Annotated in this window: 18 protein-coding genes and 1 pseudogene; 12 read left to right on the top strand and 7 right to left on the bottom strand. The window is 66.4% G+C overall.

The annotated features are described in order from the left end of the window. Positions 1–49 precede the first annotated feature (49 nt). The 5 genes from ASD15_RS25790 to ASD15_RS25770 all read left to right on the top strand — a co-directional run bounded on the left by ASD15_RS25790 (position 50) and on the right by ASD15_RS25770 (position 5,705). A complete protein-coding gene (locus ASD15_RS25790; protein ID WP_057157898.1) occupies positions 50–1,201 on the top strand; it encodes an MFS transporter in 1,152 nt (383 codons plus the stop codon). Positions 1,202–1,293: 92 nt separating this feature from the next. Continuing rightward, positions 1,294–1,647: an ArsC family reductase gene (locus ASD15_RS25785; RefSeq protein ID WP_057157897.1), complete on the top strand. Its 354-nt coding sequence runs from the start codon at positions 1,294–1,296 to the stop codon at positions 1,645–1,647. Beyond that, on the top strand, positions 1,644–2,780 hold the full coding sequence (dapE, locus tag ASD15_RS25780) for a succinyl-diaminopimelate desuccinylase (RefSeq protein ID WP_057157896.1): 1,137 nt from the start codon (positions 1,644–1,646) through the stop codon (positions 2,778–2,780). Before ASD15_RS25785 ends, dapE begins: the two co-directional genes overlap by 4 nt. A gap of 29 nt (positions 2,781–2,809) precedes the next feature. Beyond that, complete coding sequence (gene prmB / locus ASD15_RS25775; protein ID WP_057157895.1) at positions 2,810–3,697, top strand: 50S ribosomal protein L3 N(5)-glutamine methyltransferase; 888 nt, start codon at positions 2,810–2,812, stop codon at positions 3,695–3,697. Between the two features lie 10 nt (positions 3,698–3,707). Continuing rightward, positions 3,708–5,705, top strand: a complete 1,998-nt coding sequence (locus tag ASD15_RS25770; protein WP_057157894.1) for an ATP-binding cassette domain-containing protein — start codon at positions 3,708–3,710, stop codon at positions 5,703–5,705. A 30-nt stretch (positions 5,706–5,735) separates the two neighbouring features. Here the strand turns inward: ASD15_RS25770 and ASD15_RS25765 are convergent, their stop codons facing one another. Then, the gene (locus ASD15_RS25765) at positions 5,736–6,221 is read right to left on the bottom strand and encodes a chemotaxis protein CheW (protein WP_057158074.1); all 486 of its coding nucleotides are present in this window, start codon (positions 6,219–6,221) and stop codon (positions 5,736–5,738) included. Between the two features lie 176 nt (positions 6,222–6,397). Between ASD15_RS25765 and ASD15_RS25760 the strand changes: the two genes are divergently transcribed. From ASD15_RS25760 to arfB, 3 genes are read left to right on the top strand one after another with little or no spacing between them, the layout of a single operon-like run. After that, positions 6,398–7,429 carry an HDOD domain-containing protein gene (locus ASD15_RS25760; protein ID WP_057157893.1) on the top strand — a complete coding sequence of 344 codons (1,032 nt, stop codon included), beginning with the start codon at positions 6,398–6,400 and terminating at the stop codon, positions 7,427–7,429. Next, complete coding sequence (locus ASD15_RS25755; protein ID WP_057157892.1) at positions 7,426–8,514, top strand: CaiB/BaiF CoA-transferase family protein; 1,089 nt, start codon at positions 7,426–7,428, stop codon at positions 8,512–8,514. The genes ASD15_RS25760 and ASD15_RS25755 overlap by 4 nt, the downstream gene beginning before the upstream one ends. Then, positions 8,511–8,903 (top strand): alternative ribosome rescue aminoacyl-tRNA hydrolase ArfB, encoded by a 393-nt coding sequence (arfB, locus tag ASD15_RS25750; RefSeq protein ID WP_057157891.1) that lies wholly within the window; start codon positions 8,511–8,513, stop codon positions 8,901–8,903. The genes ASD15_RS25755 and arfB overlap by 4 nt, the downstream gene beginning before the upstream one ends. On the opposite strand, the gene ASD15_RS25745 is transcribed toward arfB, so the two are convergent. The 3 genes from ASD15_RS25745 to ASD15_RS25735 form a co-directional block, all read right to left on the bottom strand. After that, on the bottom strand, positions 8,872–10,782 hold the full coding sequence (locus ASD15_RS25745; RefSeq protein ID WP_057157890.1) for a flagellar assembly protein A: 1,911 nt from the start codon (positions 10,780–10,782) through the stop codon (positions 8,872–8,874). The genes arfB and ASD15_RS25745 overlap by 32 nt on opposite strands. Before the next feature lie 9 nt (positions 10,783–10,791). Beyond that, a complete protein-coding gene (locus ASD15_RS25740; protein WP_229418335.1) occupies positions 10,792–12,672 on the bottom strand; it encodes a flagellar assembly protein A in 1,881 nt (626 codons plus the stop codon). Positions 12,673–12,844: 172 nt separating this feature from the next. Next, entirely contained in the window at positions 12,845–13,207 is a 363-nt protein-coding gene (locus ASD15_RS25735; protein ID WP_229418334.1) for a hypothetical protein, read from the bottom strand. Between the two features lie 177 nt (positions 13,208–13,384). Here ASD15_RS25735 and ompR point away from each other — a divergent pair, with 177 nt between their 5' ends. Genes ompR through ASD15_RS25720 form a run of 3 tightly spaced genes read left to right on the top strand, consistent with a single transcriptional unit; the run spans position 13,385 to position 16,590 of the window. Continuing rightward, the gene (ompR, locus tag ASD15_RS25730) at positions 13,385–14,152 is read left to right on the top strand and encodes a two-component system response regulator OmpR (RefSeq protein WP_057157888.1); all 768 of its coding nucleotides are present in this window, start codon (positions 13,385–13,387) and stop codon (positions 14,150–14,152) included. Positions 14,153–14,170: 18 nt separating this feature from the next. Next, complete coding sequence (locus ASD15_RS25725; RefSeq protein ID WP_057157887.1) at positions 14,171–15,529, top strand: ATP-binding protein; 1,359 nt, start codon at positions 14,171–14,173, stop codon at positions 15,527–15,529. Between the two features lie 56 nt (positions 15,530–15,585). Then, positions 15,586–16,590 (top strand): GGDEF domain-containing protein, encoded by a 1,005-nt coding sequence (locus ASD15_RS25720; protein ID WP_057157886.1) that lies wholly within the window; start codon positions 15,586–15,588, stop codon positions 16,588–16,590. On the opposite strand, the pseudogene ASD15_RS32665 reads toward ASD15_RS25720, so the two are convergent. After that, a pseudogene (locus ASD15_RS32665) lies at positions 16,566–16,673 on the bottom strand (flavin reductase); the annotation flags it as partial. The gene ASD15_RS25720 and the pseudogene ASD15_RS32665 sit on opposite strands and share 25 nt — an antisense overlap. Positions 16,674–16,972: 299 nt before the next feature. Here ASD15_RS32665 and ASD15_RS25715 point away from each other — a divergent pair. Continuing rightward, positions 16,973–17,401: a hypothetical protein gene (locus tag ASD15_RS25715; protein ID WP_057157885.1), complete on the top strand. Its 429-nt coding sequence runs from the start codon at positions 16,973–16,975 to the stop codon at positions 17,399–17,401. A 25-nt stretch (positions 17,402–17,426) separates the two neighbouring features. Here the strand turns inward: ASD15_RS25715 and ASD15_RS25710 are convergent, their stop codons facing one another. Together ASD15_RS25710 and ASD15_RS25705 are read right to left on the bottom strand one after the other, a co-directional pair. Then, positions 17,427–17,810 carry a 5-carboxymethyl-2-hydroxymuconate Delta-isomerase gene (locus ASD15_RS25710; RefSeq protein ID WP_057157884.1) on the bottom strand — a complete coding sequence of 128 codons (384 nt, stop codon included), beginning with the start codon at positions 17,808–17,810 and terminating at the stop codon, positions 17,427–17,429. After that, positions 17,798–18,790, bottom strand: a complete 993-nt coding sequence (locus tag ASD15_RS25705; protein ID WP_057158072.1) for a LacI family DNA-binding transcriptional regulator — start codon at positions 18,788–18,790, stop codon at positions 17,798–17,800. The genes ASD15_RS25710 and ASD15_RS25705 overlap by 13 nt, the downstream gene beginning before the upstream one ends. Between the last annotated feature and the right edge of the window lie 38 nt (positions 18,791–18,828).

The raw sequence follows: 18,828 nt of genomic DNA, 5'->3' as shown, positions 1-18,828 counted from the left end.
TCCATATTGCTACTGCGCAGGTGACGCACGCCAAGCGCTCCTTTGCACAATGAATAACTCAGCAGCACACCGCCTTTCCACCCGCCTTGGATTTTTAACCGCCGGCATCACCATGGCCGCCTGGGCGCCGCTGGTGCCGTATGCAAAAGAACGGCTGCAGATCGAAGCGGCGCAACTGGGCATGCTGCTGCTGTGCCTGGGCATCGGCTCGCTGCTGGCCATGCCCATCACTGGCGCGCTGACCACGCGCTTTGGCTGCCGGCCTGTGGTGCTGGTGTCCGGCGCGCTGGTGTGCACCGTGCTGCCCTTCCTCGCCGTGGCGCCCTCGCCGCTGCTGCTGGGTGTGACACTGTTCCTGTTCGGCGCCACCATCGGCACGCTGGACGTGGCCATCAATGTGCAAGCGGTGCAGGTGGAAAAGGAAAGCGGCGGCGCACTGATGTCGGGCTTTCACGGCATGTTCAGCGTGGGCGGCATCGCCGGCGCGGGCGGCATGGCCGCGCTGCTGTGGGCCGGCATGGATACGCTGATGGCTTCCGTGCTGGTAGCCGCCGTGGCGGCGGCGGTACTGGCGGCAGCCGCGCCGAACCTGCTGCCCGCCCCGTCTGCCGCACACGCGGAGGCGGGCGCCAAGGAAGACACGCGCCTGTTCGTGGTGCCGCGCGGCGCGGTGGCCGTGATCGGCTTGCTGTGCTTCGCCTGCTTCATGGCCGAAGGCGCGGTGCTGGACTGGAGCGCGCTGCTGCTGACCACTTCCACCGGCATCAGCGCCGACCAGGGCGGCCTCGGTTACGCCGCCTTCGCCGTCGCCATGACGCTGGGCCGCTTCAGCGGCGACAAGATCGTGGCCCGCTTCGGCCGCCGGCGCGTGCTGCTGACGGGGGGGCTGTGCGCCGCCGCCGGCTTCTTCACCGCCGTCATTGCACCCTCGCCCGCCGTGGCGCTGCTCGGCTTCGTGCTGATCGGCCTGGGCGCGTCCAACATCGTGCCGATCCTGTTCACGGCGGCGGGCAACCAGCACGACATGCCGGCCGGCCTGGCGGTGGGCGCCATCACCACCATCGGCTACGCCGGCATCCTGGCAGGCCCTGCGCTGATTGGTTTTATCGCCCACGCCTCCAGCCTGCAGGTGGCCTTCGCGGGCCTGGGCTGCGCCATGCTGCTGGTGGCCGCCAGCTCGCGCTCGCGCATCGCCGCCTGACCCTGCCAGGCTCGGGGCGTGCCGCAGTCACGCTATAATGCTGCACTTCGGCCGCCGCCCGGCGCGGCCACGCTCCTGAACTTACGCATCCCATGATTACTCTCTACGGCATCCCCAACTGCGACACGGTGAAGAAAGCCCGCGTCTGGCTGGCTGACCAGCAGCACGAATTCACCTTCCACGACTTCAAAAAGCAGGGCCTGGACGCGCAGACCGTCGGCGGCTGGCTGCAGACACTGAGCTGGGAAGTCCTGGTCAACAAGAAGGGCACCACCTGGCGCGGCCTGCCGGACGAGCGCAAGGCCGCCGTCACCGACGCCGCCAGCGCCACCGCGCTGATGCTGGAGTTCCCCTCCGTGATCAAGCGCCCGGTGCTGCAAGGCGCGGGCGAGGCCTGCCACGTCGGCTTCTCGCCGGACGCCTACCGCCAGATCTTCGCCAAATGACAGCATCCTCCCGCACCTTGGCGCTGACCGAGAAGCTGCTCGGCCGCGCCTCCGTCACGCCCGAAGACAAGGGCTGCCAGGAACAGCTGATCGCGCTGCTGGAGCCGCTCGGCTTCGCTTGCGAGACCATCGTCTCCGGCGAGGTCACCAATCTGTGGGCGCGGCGCGGCACGGCCAGCCCGGTGCTGGTGTTCGCCGGCCACACCGACGTGGTGCCCACCGGCCCGGTCGAGCAGTGGTCGTCCGAGCCGTTCTACCCGACGCACCGCGACGGCAAGCTGTATGGCCGTGGCGCGGCCGACATGAAGACCTCCATCGCCGCCTTCGTGGTGGCCTGCGAGGAGTTCGTGGCCGCCAATGCGGACCATAAGGGCTCGATCGCCTTCCTCATCACCAGCGACGAGGAAGGCCCGGCCACCGACGGCACCGTGGTGGTGGTGGAAAAACTGAAGGCGCGCGGCGAAACCATCGATTTCTGCATCGTCGGCGAGCCGACCTCGGACAAGACGCTGGGCGACATGATCAAGAACGGCCGCCGTGGTTCGCTGTCCGGCCACCTGGTGATCAAGGGCATCCAGGGCCACATCGCCTATCCCCAGCTGGCGCGCAATCCCATCCACCAGTCGGCGCAGGCGCTGGCGGACCTGGTGGCCGAGGTCTGGGACCAGGGCAACGAGTACTACCTGCCCACCTCGTGGCAGATGTCCAACATCAAGGCCGGCACCGGCGCCAACAACGTCATCCCCGGCGCGCTGGAGATCGACTTCAATTTCCGCTTTTCCACCGCCAGCACGCACGAGCAGCTGCGCGCGCGCGTGCACGCCATCCTCGACAGGCACGGCCTGGAGTACGAACTGAAATGGACCCTGAGCGGCCTGCCCTTCCTGACCCCGCGCGGCACGCTGAGCACCGCCATGGCCGACGCGATCCGCGCCGAGACCGGCATCGAGACCGAGCTGTCGACCACCGGCGGCACCTCGGACGGCCGCTTTATCGCGCAGATCTGCCCCCAGGTGATAGAATTCGGCCCTCCCAACGCCAGCATCCACAAGATCGACGAGCACATCGAGCTGCGTTTCATCGATCCGCTGAAGAATATCTACCGCCGTACCCTTGAGAACCTGCTGCGCTGAACGCGGCGGCTCCATTTGCGAGAACAATAATGACCACTTCCATCTTCACCACCCCGCGCGACCTGCTGCGCTACGCCGTTACCCGCTTCAACACCGCCAAGCTGTTCTTCGGCCATGGCAGCGTGGAAGCGCTGGACGAAGCGGCTTACCTGATCCTGCACACCCTCAAGCTGCCGCTGGACAAGCTGGACCCGTTCCTGGACGCGCGCCTGCTGCCGCAGGAGATCGACGCCGTGCTGGCGGTGATCGAGCGCCGCGCCACCGACCGCGTGCCGGCCGCCTACATCACGCGCGAAGCGTGGCTGGGCCCATACAGCTTCTACGTCGATGAGCGCGCCCTGGTGCCGCGCTCCTTCATCGCCGAACTGATCCCGGACTACTTCTCGCCGTGGATGGTCGATCCTGAAGCCACCACCAACGTGCTGGAACTGTGCACGGGTTCGGGCTGCCTGGCCATCATGCTGGCCGAAGCGTTCCCGAACGCGCACGTGGACGCGGTGGACATCTCGAGGGACGCGCTGGACGTGGCCCGCATCAACGTGGACACCTACAAGCTGCAGGACCGCCTGGCGCTGATCGAGTCCGACCTGTACGCCAACGTGCCGGACAAGAAGTACGACCTGATCATCACCAACCCGCCGTACGTGAACTCCGGTTCGATGGCCAAGCTGCCGCCGGAATACCTGGCCGAGCCGCAGATCGCCCTGGAAGGCGGCGCGGACGGCATGGACCTGGTGCGCAAGATCGTGGCCGGGGCCGGCGAACGCCTGACCGACGAGGGCTTGCTGATCGTCGAAATCGGCAACGAGCGCGAATTCGCCGAGAAAGCCTTCGGCCACCTGGGCCTGACCTGGCTGACCACCAGCGCCGGCGACGACATGGTATTCCTGCTGACCGCCGACCAGCTTAAACTGTAAAGAACACGCTATGATCCGCTTTATTCAAGTAAGCCTGATGCGCGGCGTGAAGCCGCTGCTGGAGCAGGTTGATGTCACCCTCAATCCGGGCGACAAGATCGGCCTGATCGGCGCCAACGGCGCCGGCAAATCGAGCCTGTTCGCGATGATGCGCGGCGAGCTGCACCCGGACCAGGGCGAAATCGACTTCCCGGCCAAATGGCGCGTGGCTTACGTTGCGCAGGAAACCCCGCCGCTGGAACGCTGCGCCCTCGATTACGCCATCGACGGCGACGTCAACCTGCGCAAGCTGGAAGCGGAACTGGCGCGCCTGGAATCGGAACCGGCCACCAGCGAAAACGGCATCGCCATCGGCGAGGTGTACAGCGCGCTGGCCGATGCCGACGCCTACACCGTGCAGTCGCGCGGCGAACAGCTGCTGCTGGGCCTGGGCTTCACGCTGGACCAGATGCAGCTGCCGGTGGCCAGCTTCTCGGGCGGCTGGCGCATGCGCCTGAACCTGGCGCAGGCGCTGATGTGCCCTTCCGACCTGCTGCTGCTCGATGAACCGACCAACCACCTGGACCTGGACGCCATCATCTGGCTGGAAGACTGGCTGAAGCGCTACGCAGGCACGCTGATCATCATTTCCCACGACCGCGACTTCCTCGATGAAGTGGTAAACGTGGTGGTGCACATCGACGAGCGCAAGCTGAAGCGCTACTCGGGCAACTACTCGTCCTTCGAACGCCAGCGCGCAGCGCAGATGATCCTGGCCGCCGGCGCGCTGGAAAAGCAGCAGCGCAAGCGCGCCCACCTGGAATCGTTCGTGAACCGCTTCAAGGCGCAGGCCTCCAAGGCCCGCCAGGCGCAGAGCCGCATGAAGGCGCTGGCCAAGATGGAAGAACTGGCGCCGCTGCGCGCCGCCGCCGAGTTCTCGTTCGAATTCCGCGAGCCGCTCAGCGCTCCGAACCCTTTGCTGGTGATGGAAGACGTGGACGCGGGCTACAAGATCGAGAACGAAGCCACCGGCGACATCACCACCAAGAGCATCGTCCACGGCATCAACTTCTCGCTGCAGATCGGCCAGCGCATCGGCCTGCTGGGCGTGAACGGCGCGGGCAAATCGACGCTGATCAAGACCATCGCCGGCGAGCTGTCGCCGCTGACCGGCGACGCCACCATGGGCAAAGGCCTGAACATCGGCTACTTCGCCCAGCACCAAGTGGAAATGCTGCGCCACGACGAATCGCCGCTGTGGCACCTGGCCAAGATCGCGCCGACGGTGCGCGAGCAGGAGCTGCGCAATTTCCTGGGCGGCTTCAACTTCCCCGGCACCATGGTCACCAGCTCGATCGCGCCGTTCTCCGGCGGCGAGAAGGCGCGCCTGGCGCTGGCCTTGATCGTGTGGCAGCGCCCCAACCTGCTGCTGCTCGATGAACCGACCAATCACCTGGATTTGGAAACGCGCGAAGCGCTGACCGAGGCGCTGGCGCAGTTCGAAGGCACGCTGGTGGTGGTATCGCACGATCGCCACCTGCTGCGCGCCACCACCGACCAGTTCATCATTGTTGCCGACGGCAAGCTGCAGCCCTTCGACGGCGACCTGGACGACTACAAGGACTGGCTGTTCCAGACCAAGCTGGGCAAAGGCACCGACGTGCTGCCGGCTGCGGGCAAGGGCAACAAGACCGACTTCCCGGTGGCCTCGCCGGTGGCGCCCGCCTCCGCGCCCGTGGTCAACAACAAGGACCAGAAGCGCCTGGACGCCGAGCAGCGCCAGAAGCTGTCCGCGCTGCGCAAGCCGATCGAGAACAAGATCAAGCGCCTGGAAGAGAGCATCGCCAAGCGCAACGGCCAGAAGGCCGAAGTGGACGCGGCGCTGGGCGACAGCGCCATCTACGACGCGGCCAACAAGGCCAAGCTGAAAACCCTGCTGACCGACCAGGCCTTCTACACCAAGGACCTGGCCCAGCTGGAAGGAGAGTGGCTGGAGTTGCAAGAACAGCTGGAAGCGCTGGCGGCATAAGCGCGGCGCGCCTGTAACTTGCAGGGCGGGTTAGCGCACGGCGCGCAACCCGCCAAAGCCCGCGCGCCGTATCGACATCAGCTTGTCGATATCAACCACAATCAGCCGCCTCCCCGCCTGCGTGCTGCCCAGCCCGAGCAGGTAATCCACATTCGCCAGCCCCGGCATGGGCTGGATGCTGTCCTCCGCCAGCGTGACGATGTCGGTCACGCCGTCGGTCACCATCCCCATCACGCAGTCAGTCAGCTTGAGGATGATCACGTCGGTGCGCGGATCGTGCACCGGCGGGCGCGGTCCGAACGCGATGCGCATGTCCACGATGGGCATGATCACGCCGCGCGACACCGCCACGCCGCTGATCACCTCGCCGTCCGCCGAGAAGCGCTCCAGCGCATTCAAGGGACGCAGTTCCTGCACATTGCGGTAGTCCAGCGCATATTCCAAGCCGCCCAGGCGAAAGCTCAGGTACTGGCGCAGCCCGGCGTCGGCAGCGCCCTGCAAGGTCGAGGATTGCATGATGATCCTTTCACGGTAGGATGACGCGTTCACCATCCTACCCGGCGCGGCTAGCGCAAGTGTTGATTGGAGTCAACGTTATCGGCGCAACACGGGCGCGTGGCAAACAGAAGCCAACCCGCTACAATGGGACGCGCTTCCCCCATCTCGAACAACGGCAACCCGAAGGCGAAACTATGTACCAGTGGCTCAAGCGCTTGATCGGCGGCGGCGCGCCGCGCAGCACGCCCCAGCCCGCCCGCGCCCAGCCGCCCGCGGCGTCCGCAGCGGCATCCACCGCAGCACCGCCGGCGGCGCGTGCCGCCCCGATCGCCGAAGCGCTCGCGGAAGCTGGCGCCGGGACCGCCCCCAGCGTGCCGGCCGCGCCCACCTTCGAGCAAAAAGACCTGCTCAACAGCCGCTACAACCGCTGGCTGTTCGGCGCCGCGCACCAGGACACGCTGGAAACCAGCGCCCCTGAAAAACGCATCCTGCAAACCCTGTCCGGCATCGCCAACTCGCCCGGCTCCGGCGCGGACCTGATGCGCCGCATGCCCGGCCTGATCCCGCAATTGCTGCAAAGCCTGCGCAGCGAGCACTTCGCCGGCGCCGATATCGCCCGCAAGATCTCCAACGACGTGGTGCTGGTGGCGGCCGTTATCCGCCTGGCCAACGGCGCCATGCTGCCCGGCGCGCAAGCCATCACCAGCGTGGAGCACGCCGTCATCGTGATCGGCCAGGAAGGCCTGCGCCAGCTCATCACCACGGTGGCCTTCAAGCCCATCATCGACCTGAATTCAGGCCACTACACCAAGCTGCTGGCGCCGCGCATCTGGGAACAGTCCGAACGCTGCGCCGGGGCCAACCGCGCGCTGGCTGGCCCGCTCGGCGTGGAGCCGTTCGACGCCTTCCTGGCGGGCCTGGTGCAGAACGCCGGCCTGCTGGTATCGCTGCGCATGATGGACCAGGAGGCCGGCGGCGCCAAAGACCTGGGCAGCCCCATGTTCTGCGCCCAGCTGCTGCGCAGCGCGCGCCTGGTCTCGGCCGCCATCGCGCAGGACTGGAACTTTGCGCCGGCCGTCACGCAAGCGGTGCGCGAGCTGGACACGCTGCAGAAAGGCGTGCAGCTGTCGGCCATGGGGCGCCTGCTGTCGCTGGGTGACTACCAGAGCAAGACAGCCATCCTGGCTGAACAGGAACAACAAGAGAGTCAAGAGAACACCCAATGACGCAACCAGATCCTTCCCTGCCGCTGGCCGGCATCCGCGTGCTCGACCTCACCCGCCTGCTACCCGGCCCCGCCGCCACCATGCAGCTGGCAGACCTGGGCGCCGACATCATCAAGATCGAAGACCCCGGCCCCGGCGACTACGCGCGCGTGATGGGCCCGGTGCGCAGGGAAGTGTCGCAATTCTTCGTGGCGGTCAACCGCGGCAAGCGCTTTATGCGCCTGGACTTGAAGGACGCCGGCCAGCGCGAACAGCTGCTGGCCCTGGTGGAGCAGGCCGACGTGCTGGTGGAAAGCTTCCGCCCCGGCGTGATGGACAAGCTGGGCCTGGGCTGGGAGGTGCTGCGCGCACGCAATCCCAAGCTGGTGATGTGCGCCATCTCCGGCTACGGCCAGGACGGCCCATACGCCATGCTGGCCGGGCACGACATCAACTACACCGGCTACGCCGGCATGCTGGACCAGAACGCCGGCCCGGACGGCCGCCCCGCCCTGCCCAACCTGCAGGTGGGCGACCTGCTGGGCGGTGCTCAGGCCGCGCTGCAAGGCATCCTGGCGGCGCTGGTGGCGGTGAAGATGGGCGGCGCCGGCCGCTTCGTGGACGTGTCGATGACGGACGCGGTCTTCGCCTACAACATCATGCCGCTGGTGGCGGTCAACAACGGCGGCGACGCCGCGCCGGGGCGCGACCTGCTCACCGGTGGGGTGCCCTGCTACAACGTTTACCGCACCAGCGACGGCCGCTACATGGCAGTGGGCGCGCTGGAGCTCAAATTCTGGCAGGGCTGCTGCGACGTGCTGCGGCGCCCCGATCTGAAAACGCGGCACTGGCAGCTGGGCCAGCAAGTAGCCGGCGAAGATGCGCTGGCGGTGCAGGCCGAGCTGGACACCATCTTCGGGCAGCGCACGCTGGCCGAGTGGACCGAAGCCTTCGCTGGCAGCGACTGCTGCGTCTCGCCCATCCTGCGCACCAGCGAGGCGCTGGCGCATCCGCTGTTCCAGGCGCGCGGCATGGCGGCGCGCGCAGAGCATGAGAGCGAGGGCGAGTACTGGGCGGCGGCCGGCCCGCTCAAGTTCAAGGCATGAACATCAATCCCGACGAGGTCGAGTTCAGCGCCATTCGCGCGCAGGGGCCGGGCGGGCAGAACGTCAACAAGGTGTCGAACGCAGTGCATGCGCGCTTCGACATCGCCGCGTCTTCGCTGCCGGACGCCATCAAGGAACGCCTGCTCGCGCTGCGCGACACGCGCATCACCAAGGACGGCATAGTGGTGCTCAAGGCGCAGCAGGCGCGCAGCCTGGAAACCAACAAGGAAGAGGCGCTGCGGCGCCTGCAGGAGCTGGTCGACAGCGTGGCCGTGCTGGCCAAGCCGCGCCGCGCCACGCGCCCCACGCGCAGCTCGCAGCGCAAGCGGCTCGATGGCAAGACCAGGGATGCCGCGGTCAAGAAGCTGCGGGGGAAGGTGGAGATGTAGGGTCCGGCGGCGGCAAGGACGGCGAATTGGCGGCCCAGTCCACCGAGCCGCTGCTGCCGGCGAAAATGGCGGCGATGCCGGACGTGCTGCCGCGCAGCCTGGCCTTGATTTCCTTGGGCGCGCGGTCGTACGGCGCGCCAAGGTCCGGGTTGAATTTCATTTCGCGCACAATGGTGTCGCCGGTCACGATCTGCACCGTGCAGCGGCCGTGGCCAATCACGGTTTCCTTCTGCTTGCGCACCAGCGCCGCCTGCTCCAGCGCTACTGCCTCCTGCGCCTTGGCTTCCTTCACCGTGAGCGACAGCTTGCCCACCGAGCGCAGGGCCGGTCCCACCGAGACGGCCATTTTCTGGAACAGCGCCAGCTGCTCCGGCGTCAGCATCACTTCCTGCTTGCGCACGCTGGTGGCCAGCGTGAGATAGTTGCGCAGCTCAGGCTCGCCGGCGATGGCATCCAGCTCCGCCTTGAATTTCTGCGCCTGCGCGCCGAAGCGGCCGGCGCGTTCCGTGTGCTCGGCTATCGCCTGGTCGTATTTGGCGGTATCCGGTACCAGCGGAAACAGCAGCATCTCGGTCTGCCTGCGCGGGCCGGCACGGCCCACCTCGATGCGGCGCGCCGCGATGGCACACCCTTCGGCGCTCTTGATCAGCACTTCGTCGGCGATGATCTCGCAGTTGCTGGCCTCGCCGATCACCACCCGCGTGCCGGAAATGACGCAGCTCTCGGCCCGGCCCAGCACCACTTCGCCCAGCTTGGTCTGGATCACCGCGCCCGAGGCCACGCCCTTGACCGCCACGTTGCCGCCGGCGTTGACGGCGCTCCCGCCCACCAGGTTGCGCTGCAGCGCGATATTGCCGCCGCGCGAAACGATGTTGCCGAACACGTCGCCGTGAATGGTGATGTTGCCGCCTTCCACCACGCGCTGCTCCTGCACCTCGCCGAATTCCTCGTACTCGCCGGTCAGCTGCAAATTGCCGGTGGTGCGCACGCTCACGCCCTCGCGGCTGATGATCTTGGGGCCGATCGAAATCTTCTTGCCGGCGTCGACGCTGATGAAGCCTTCCACCGCCGACACCAGGTATTCCACCCCGCCGGCCTGCTCCAGCATGGTGCCCTCGCCGGCCACGCTGCTCAGCTCCAGGTCACGCGGCTCGGGCGGTTCCAGCGGTATGCCGGACAGTTCATAGCCGCGCAGCCCGGGCGAGCGCGGCACCTTCCTGAGCAGCTTGACGTGCGGCTGCACCTGGGGGAAGCGGTTCTGGAAAGTGTGCAGGTCGAAACGGCCGTTTGCCATCTCGCGCGGGGCGTTGCTGCGGTGGATGCTCTGCGAGACTTCGACAATGGCGGCGTCGCGGCCCGGCGTGGCGTTCAGCCTGCGCGCGGCGATCAGCCGCACCACGCGGCCGGCGGCAATGGTGGCCTTGACGGCCGGCGCATCGATGCCGAAACGGATGCCCTTGACCCACATGTCGGCCACAAACTCGTCGAAATTGAGCCGCGCCGGCTCGGGCGGCATATCGGCCACGTTGAAAAACACCGGCTCGAAATAGTACTCCGCCTCGCCATTGACGATGCGTACCGATTTATACAGTTCGCGCCGGCGCGCCTGGAAAGGCTCCACGCTGCCGGCAAAGCGTATCAGCTGCTGGTCCTTGAGGTTCTGCGGCAGCTCGGCGCCCACGCCGTACAGCACGCGGATGAACACCGCGTAGTCCAGCCCCGCGAAATAGGCCCCGGCCAGAAAGTAGTGGTTGACGCCGGCCAGGCAGGCCGCCGCCGCGGCGTCGCCCTTGAAGAAGACGCCGTCCGCGCGCTTGACAATGGACGGCGGCAGCTCGCCTTCCGCTGGCGAATCTGCGGCCTGGACGTCGTTCTGCACCACGCCTCCTTAATCCGGCTCGACGCTGTAAGTCCAGTCCAGCGACCCGAGGGAGTCGGAGAACAGGCTCTCGTAGCCTACGTGCGGCCCGCGCAGGAAGGTTTTACCGTCTTTGGGCGCCATCAGGTTGGCCGCCGGCGCGCCCTCTTTCAGCGGCATGCTGCGCACCAGCGTCTCGCCTGCCACCATCTGGATCTTACACCGGGCCAGCCCGTTTGAGGCCTGCTTCTGCTTGCGCAGCTCTTCGACCTGCGCGCGCCGCACCATCTGCTGCGATTCGGCCGCCTTCATTTTCTGCAGCAAATGGCCCACGGTCTTGAGCTGCGGCTCGACGGCCGCCGCCATCTTCTTCAGCTGCGGCGCCTGCTCGGGCGTCAGGGTCAGCTCGCCCTTGCGCATCTGCGCCGTCAGCGTCATGTAGCCGCGCACCTGGGGAATGGCGGTGATCTGCTCGGCCTCCTGGCGGAACTGCTGGCGCAGCTGTTCCAGCGCGTCGATCTTGCCCACCAGGCCGGCGATCTCGCCGTTGAGCGGTCCCATGTCCGGCACTTGCACCAGCACCAGCATTTCACTCTGCTTGCGCGGGCCGGCGCTTTCAATCTCGATGCGCCGTGCCGCCACCGCGCAGCCCTCCGCCAGCCCTAGCTTCACCTCGTCGGCCAGGATCTCGCAATTCGACGCTTCTTCGATGAAGACCCGGGTGCCGACAATGACGCAGCTCTCGGCACGGCCGGCGATGCGGATTTCGCCGTCGCGCGTGTGCAGGGTGGAACCGGACGCCACGCCCTTGACCTTGATGTCGCCCTTGACGTTGTAGGCGCTGCCGCCCACCAGGTTGGAACCGAGGATGATGGTGCCGCCGGTGGAGTTGATGTTGCCGAACACGTTGCCGCGGATGGTGATGTCGCTGCCATCCACGGCGCGCAGTTCCTGCACGTCGCCATGCTCCTCGAAGGCGCCAGCCAGGGCCAGGTTGCCCGTGGTGCGGCCGCTCACCCCTTCGCGGCTGACGATCTTGTCGCGCACGGAAATCCTGCCGCTCTTGGTATCGACGTCCAGAAAGCCGTCCTGCGCGGCCACCAGGAATTCGCCGTCCGGCGTATTTTCGATCACGGTGCCGTCGCCCACCCAGCGGCGGAAATCCAGGTCGGCCGGCGGCTGCGGCAGCAGCGCGGTGCCGGCCATCTCCAGGCCCTGCGCGCCGGCCTGGCCGGGCACTTTCTTCAGCAGGCGCATGCCTTGCCGGATTTGCGGAAAGCGGTTCTGGAAGCTGTTCAGGTCCACCCGGCCATCGGCTTTCTCGCGCGGCGCGTCGCTGCGGTGCAGGTCCTGCGACACTTCCACCACATGCGCATCGATGCTCTTGCCCGGCTCCAGCCGGCGCGCCACGGTGCTGCGGTCGCCGCGCGCGGAGGCGATGCCGGCCTTGACGTTGTTGGCGTCGATGCCGAAACGGATGCCCTTGGTCCACAGGTCGGCCACAAACTCGTCGAAGTCCAGCTTCACCGGACGCTCGGGGATCAGGGTGCCGTCGGGCAGCTCCATGGCGTCCAGGAACAGCGGCTCGAACACATACTCGGCCAGCTCGCCGTCCATTTTCACTGCGCGATACAGCGCGCGGCGCTGCGGATCGAACATGCGGATTACGTCGGCGATGCGGATCAGCGCCTGGCCGGGCGGCCCCGGCGGCAACGGCGGGCCGATGTTGAACAGGGCCTTGGTGAAGACGGCATAGTCCAGCCCGGCCAGGAAGGCGCCGGCCGAGAATATCTGGTTGATGGCCGCCACAAACACCGGCCCCTGCAGGGAAGCGTCCAGATACACCCCATCCGGGCGCTGGATGACGCCATGGGGCAACGCTGTCGCGGCAGCTTCTGCTACTTTGTCCACCACAAATCTCCTCCCGACATACGGCAAGGGCCAGCGGCGTGCCCTACACGCGGCCGGCATTCTCACAAGTAACCAATGTTACACGCAAGTCAAGAATGAAAGGGGATTTTCGGTAGCTGGATGAGGCTTCCATACGACGCCGGCGGACAATATCGCGCCGGCTTGAGATGGATCAACGGCGCGGTGGCAAAGCGTAGACTTCGGCGCCCGCTTCATTGATCTGGCGGCGCAGGTCGCGGCGCTCGTCGGCCGTCATGCGGACCCGGCGCGACGCCTCGGCATTGTTGGTGCTATCCTGCAGCATGCGGCGGCGCTCCTCGGCGCGGATTTCCATTTCGCGATGGGCGCGTTCGCGGTCCTCGTTGCGGGAACGGTCGCTGCGCTCTTCCTTGCGCTGCTGCGGATTGTCGGGACCAAAGGCCAAGGCCGGCAAAGCCGAACCCAGCAGGGTACAGACGGCCAGCGCTCCCACGGAAGCGCGGACCAGCTTGGACGCTTGGCGCGCCGCGTTCAGTTTGTCGGGATGCTTGTTCATGGGATTCCTCTGTAGCTTACTGCCATGCGTCCAGTGTATGGACATTTCCCCCCGGGGGTAAGACCAATTGGGTAAAGTTTGTAACAGTTTGTAATGGGTTGGCAATGACATTTGCCTCCGGCGAATATGACGTTACCATAGCAACATAATTAAGACAATTCTGACAGCGTGACAACTATGACTTCGACTGATTCCAGCAACAGCCCCAGCACCGCCAACAGCGGCGGCCATCAAGCCAAGATCATGGTGGTGGACGACGACGTCCGCCTGCGCGACCTGCTGCGCCGCTACCTGACTGAACAGGGCTTCAACGTCTTCACGGCGGAGAACGCCACCGCCATGAACAAGCTGTGGCTGCGCGAGCGCTACGACCTGCTGGTGCTGGACCTGATGCTGCCGGGCGAAGACGGCCTGTCGATCTGCCGCCGCCTGCGCGGCGCCGGGGACCAGACGCCCATCATCATGCTCACCGCCAAGGGCGAGGACGTGGACCGCATCGTCGGCCTGGAAATGGGCGCGGACGACTACCTGCCCAAGCCCTTCAACCCGCGCGAACTGGTGGCGCGTATCGGCGCCGTGCTGCGCCGCAAGCAGCCCGACGAGATTCCGGGCGCGCCGTCGGAAACCCCGCAGACCTTCGAGTTCGGCCAGTTCGTGCTGGACCTGGGCACGCGCACGCTGAAGAAGAGCGGCGAGACCGTGCCGCTGACCACCGGCGAATTTTCGGTGCTGAAGGTATTTGCGCGCCACGCGCGCCAGCCGCTGTCGCGCGAGAAGCTGATGGAACTGGCGCGCGGCCGCGAGTACGAAGTGTTCGACCGCAGCCTGGACGTGCAGATTTCGCGCCTGCGCAAGCTGATCGAGCCGGACCCTTCCAGCCCGCTGTACATCCAGACCGTGTGGGGCCTGGGCTATGTCTTCATCCCGGAGGGTCAGCCGCGCTAGCTTGCGAGGTAGCGCCGTATGAAACTGTCCCGCTATATTCAACTGAGTTCGCTGAAGAGCGGTCTGTTCTGGCGCACCTTCCTGCTGATGGGCGTGCTCACCACGCTCAGCATGTCGGCCTGGGTCGGCCTGGTGAGCGTGCTGCAGCGCGAACCGCAGGTGCAGCAGATTTCGGCCCAGGTGATCTCGGTGGTCACCATCACCCATGCCGCCCTCACCCACTCCGCGCCCGAACTGCGGCGCGAGCTGCTGTTCGAACTGGTGTCGAATGAAGGCATCCGCGTGTTCACAATGGAGGACGACGACGAGGTCGAGCCGCCGCCCGCCAATTCCCTGATGCCCGACATCGAAGCGCTGGTGAAAGCCAAGCTGGGCGCCGACACGCGCTTTTCGCGCAGCGTGAACGGCATGTCCGGCTTCTGGGTCAGCTTCAACATCGGCGAAGACCGCTATTGGCTGATGCTGGAGCGCGAGCGCATCCACGGCATGACCGGCGTGCAGTGGCTGGGCTGGGCCAGCGTGGTGTCGGTCGCCTCGCTGCTGGGCGCGGCGCTGATCTCCAGCCTGATCAACCGTCCGCTGGCGCGCCTGACCGCCGCCACGCGCGAACTGGCGGAAGGGCGCCGCCCGGACAAGCTGCCTGAAATCGGTCCGGCAGAGGTCATCCAGGCCAACCGCAGCTTCAACCAGATGGTGGAGGACTTGCAGCAGGTGGAGTCCGACCGCGCCGTGATCCTGGCCGGCATTTCGCACGACCTGCGCACCCCGCTGGCGCGCATGCAGCTGGAAGTGGAGATGGCCAGCCTGTCGGATGAAGCGCGCGAAGGCATCCAATCCGACATCGGGCAAATGGACGCCATCATCGGCCAGTTCCTGGACTTCGCCAAGCCGACCGAGGCTTCCACCTTCACCACGGTGGACATCACGGCGCTGCTGGCGGAAACCGCGCACGAAGCGGCGCGCCTGCCCGACGTGCGCATCACCACCGACATCGCCGACAGCGCCACGGTGCTGGGCAACCCGACCGACCTGAAGCGGGTGCTGAACAACCTGATCGAGAACGCGCGCCGCTACGGCAAGACCCCGGATACCGACTACACCGAAATCGACATCAAGTGCAGCGTGAAAGGCATGCACACCTTCAAGCGCGTGACGATAGAGGTGCAGGACCATGGCGCAGGCGTGCCGGACGACCAGATCGAAGCGCTGCTGAAACCCTTCACGCGGCTCGACAGCGCGCGCGGCCAGGCCAACGGCGCCGGACTGGGACTGGCGATTGTCGACCGCGTGCTGCTGCGCCACGGCGCCGAACTGCAGGTGCGCAACCGCGAAGGCGGCGGCCTGCTGTTCCAGATCACAATGAAGGTCATGGCATGACCATGCGGCCAGGCGCATCGCCCTTGCCCACCGGCGGCCAGCCGCTATAATCTGGCATGCCCGAAAATACCCTCCCCCGCCCTACTCAGCCCGCCGCATCCCTGTCCACCTTGTCGAGCCGCGTGCTCGGCCTGGCCAACCTGGGCCTGGCGGTGGTCGACTCGAAACACCGCATCGTGCTGTGGAACCAGTGGATGGCCAGCCATTCCGGGCTGTCGGCCAGCCGCGTGCAGGGCAGCGACCTGTTCGAGCTATTCGAGGAATTGCGCGGCCAGCGCGTGGAACAGGCGGTGCACAGCGCGCTGCAGAACGGCACGGCGGCCAGCCTGCCGCACGGCCTGAACCGCGCCCCCTTCCCGCTTTACCCGTCCGGCACCTGGGGTGGCGAACGCATGGAGCAGGCCGTGTCGGTGACGCCGTTCAACGAGGGCAAGGAAAAATACTGCCTGATCGAGGTGAGCAACGTCAGCAGCACCATGGGCCGAGAGCGGCAACTGCGGGTGCAGGCCGAAGCGCTGCGCGCGCAATCGTATGTGGACGGCCTGACCGGCATCGCCAACCGCCGCCATTTCGACGTGGCGCTGAGCCGCGAACTGAAACGCGCCAGCCGCAACGACAGCGCTCTGTCGCTGCTGCTGATGGATATCGATTCATTCAAAGCCTACAACGACCATTTCGGCCACCAGCAGGGCGACGCCTGCCTGACGCTGGTCGCCGAAGCCTTTGCCGCCACCCTGCAGCGCCCGGCCGACCTGGCGGCGCGCTACGGCGGCGAGGAATTTGCCGCCGTGCTGCCGGACACCGACTCGGCGCAGGCACAGATCGTGGCCGAATCCATCCGCGCGCGGGTGGCCGGGCTGGACGTGCCGCACGCCCCCGCCGCCGCCCATCCCAACGTCACGCTCAGCATCGGCGTGGCCACCTTCAGCAAGAGCGACCTGAACGACGCGGCCGCCATGCTGGGCGCCGCCGACCGCGCGCTCTACGCCGCCAAGAAAGCCGGCCGCAACTGCGTCATCGTCGGCACGCCGGAAGTTCAACCGGCATCGCCGGCGGCATAGGCTTCGCCGGTGGCGTAGAACTGGCCGCCCGCGACGTAGTGCAGGCTGCGCCAGCAGGGATCGGCCGATTCGAACGCCAGGCGCAGCGCCGACGGCGCACTCAATCAGCACGGCGGCAATCCGCTCCGCGACGGCGCAATCACACCTCCCACCCGTGCGTCGGCCAGCGCCAGCTGCAACACATGCCGCCCCCCCTAACGGCCGGCCGGGACGATGCGTGACAATGTGTGTATCTCGCGCGGCTGCGTGTCCTGTATAAACACGTTTCGACTAACCGGAGTACCTGTGCATGCGCTTGGTCCCAATATTAAATCTCGCGCTGGCGGCCGTCCTGCCGCTGTCCGCCTCGGCTCAGCCAGCAGACGGAAGGCCCGAGTACAAATTGAAAGCCGACGCCCCGCGCACCGGCACCAACATCTTGCATGACCTGATCGTCTCGCCGCTGCCTTACAACAAGACTTACGCCCAGCTCTCGCCCGACGACAAGCGCATGCTGCGCGGCTTGTACGAGCACATGGGGCCGGACGACGAACCGCCATTCCCGCTGCGCGGCTACAAGACCATCTTCAAGGCCTTGTCGGAAATTCAAGGCAAAATGCTTGTCGTAGGCGAGCTGGACATCGCTGTCATGGTCGACGCCAATGGCGAAGGCAGCAGCGTGACCATCTACAAGGCGCCTGACCCCGAAATAGCACGGGTGGTGGCGACGCTGATGATGCTAGAAAAATACAAGCCCGCCCTGTGCAGCGGCAAGCCATGCGAGCAGGCCTTCCCCTTAAGAGCGCACTTCAGCGTGACCCCTAGGCCTTGATGCCAGCGATTGCCGGCGGATGGGATTAAGCAGAAGCCCACTTGCCTTCGTACACCGGGTTGCCCTCGTCGATATGCAGGGTGATGCGGATGGGCAGTTTTCCGGACAGCGGGGCGAAGTGGGCATCGACCTGGGCCAGCAGCGCCTTGCCCACCGTCTCCACCAGCGCGGCCGTGCGGCCGGGCGTGATGCGCAGGTTCAGGTAGACGAATATCTTGTCCGGCGCGCCGTCCGCCACCGCGTGGTGCGGCGCGGGATAGGCCAGCACGCGCGTGCCGTTCAGCGGGAAGACGGCGTGGCCGCTGCCGTCCTGGAGTTGCACCAGCGTGCGCGACAGGCGCGCGCACAGGGTTTGCATGTCGCTGTGCGCGTCGAGGTTGCCGCAGTAGTCTATGGTCAGGTGCGGCATGAGGTGGAGGCCCTTAAAATCAGCTGAGGTTCGATGCGGGTGCAGCGCTCGGTGGGCTTGCCGTCGATGATGGCCAGCAGCTTCTCCATCGCGGTCGCCCCCATGCGCTCGCTTTGCAAATCCACGGTGGTCAGCGCGGGCGAGCTGTAGTTGCCGAACTGGATGTTGTCGAAGCCCGCCACGGACATATCGCCGGGCAGCCGGAAGCCCAGCGTCTGCGCGGCCTTCATGAAGCCCAGCGCCATCAGGTCGTTGTAACAGATCAGCGCATCCGGATGTTCCGCGCCCAGCATGATGGACGAGCAGATGCGCTCCCCTTCCAGCGACGACGGCGAATCGGTGTCGTACACCGTCAGTTGCTGGCCGTGCGCGGCCAGGCATTCGCGCACGCCGTCGCGGCGCTCTTCGTCCCGGCGCGACCTGGAAAAGCCCAGGTAAGCAAACCTGCGGTGCCCCTGCGTCACCAGGTGGCGCGTGAGCATATAGGCGGCGCGCTGGTCATCGCCCGCCACCGTGGGCATTTCCAGCCCGGGCATGCGGCCGAAGAACACCAGCGGCCGGTCCATCTCCACCAGCCAGCCCAGCTCGGCCTCCTGCAGGCGCGAGAATACCAGCATGCCGTCCACGCGCCGGCTCAGCGCTTCCAGCAGATGGCGTTCGCGGTCCGGGTTTTCCTCCGTGTCCACCAGCAGCACGGTGTAGCCGTGCGCCTGCGCCACGCGGTTGGCGCCCTTGACAATGCTGGTGAAATGCGGATTGGAGATATCCAGCACCGACAGGCCCACGGTCTTGGTGCGGCCGGTGATCATGGACTGCGCCAGCGGGTTGGAGCGGTAGCCCAGTTCCGCGATCACACGCTTGATGGTGTCTTCCACCGGCGGCGAAAAGCGTTGCGCGCCGTTGACGAATTTGGACACGGTGGCAGTCGATACCCCTGCTGCAGCGGCGACGTCGCGGATGGTCGGGACACTTTTCTTCATGTGGCGGATGGGCACGGTAAGCATGGAAGTTAAGAAGA

It is taken from the genome of Massilia sp. Root351, assembly GCF_001425045.1.
GTDB lineage: Bacteria > Pseudomonadota > Gammaproteobacteria > Burkholderiales > Burkholderiaceae_D > Rugamonas.
The sequence above is the reverse complement of the archived record's forward strand: the minus strand, read 5'-3'. Positions and strand labels throughout refer to the sequence as shown.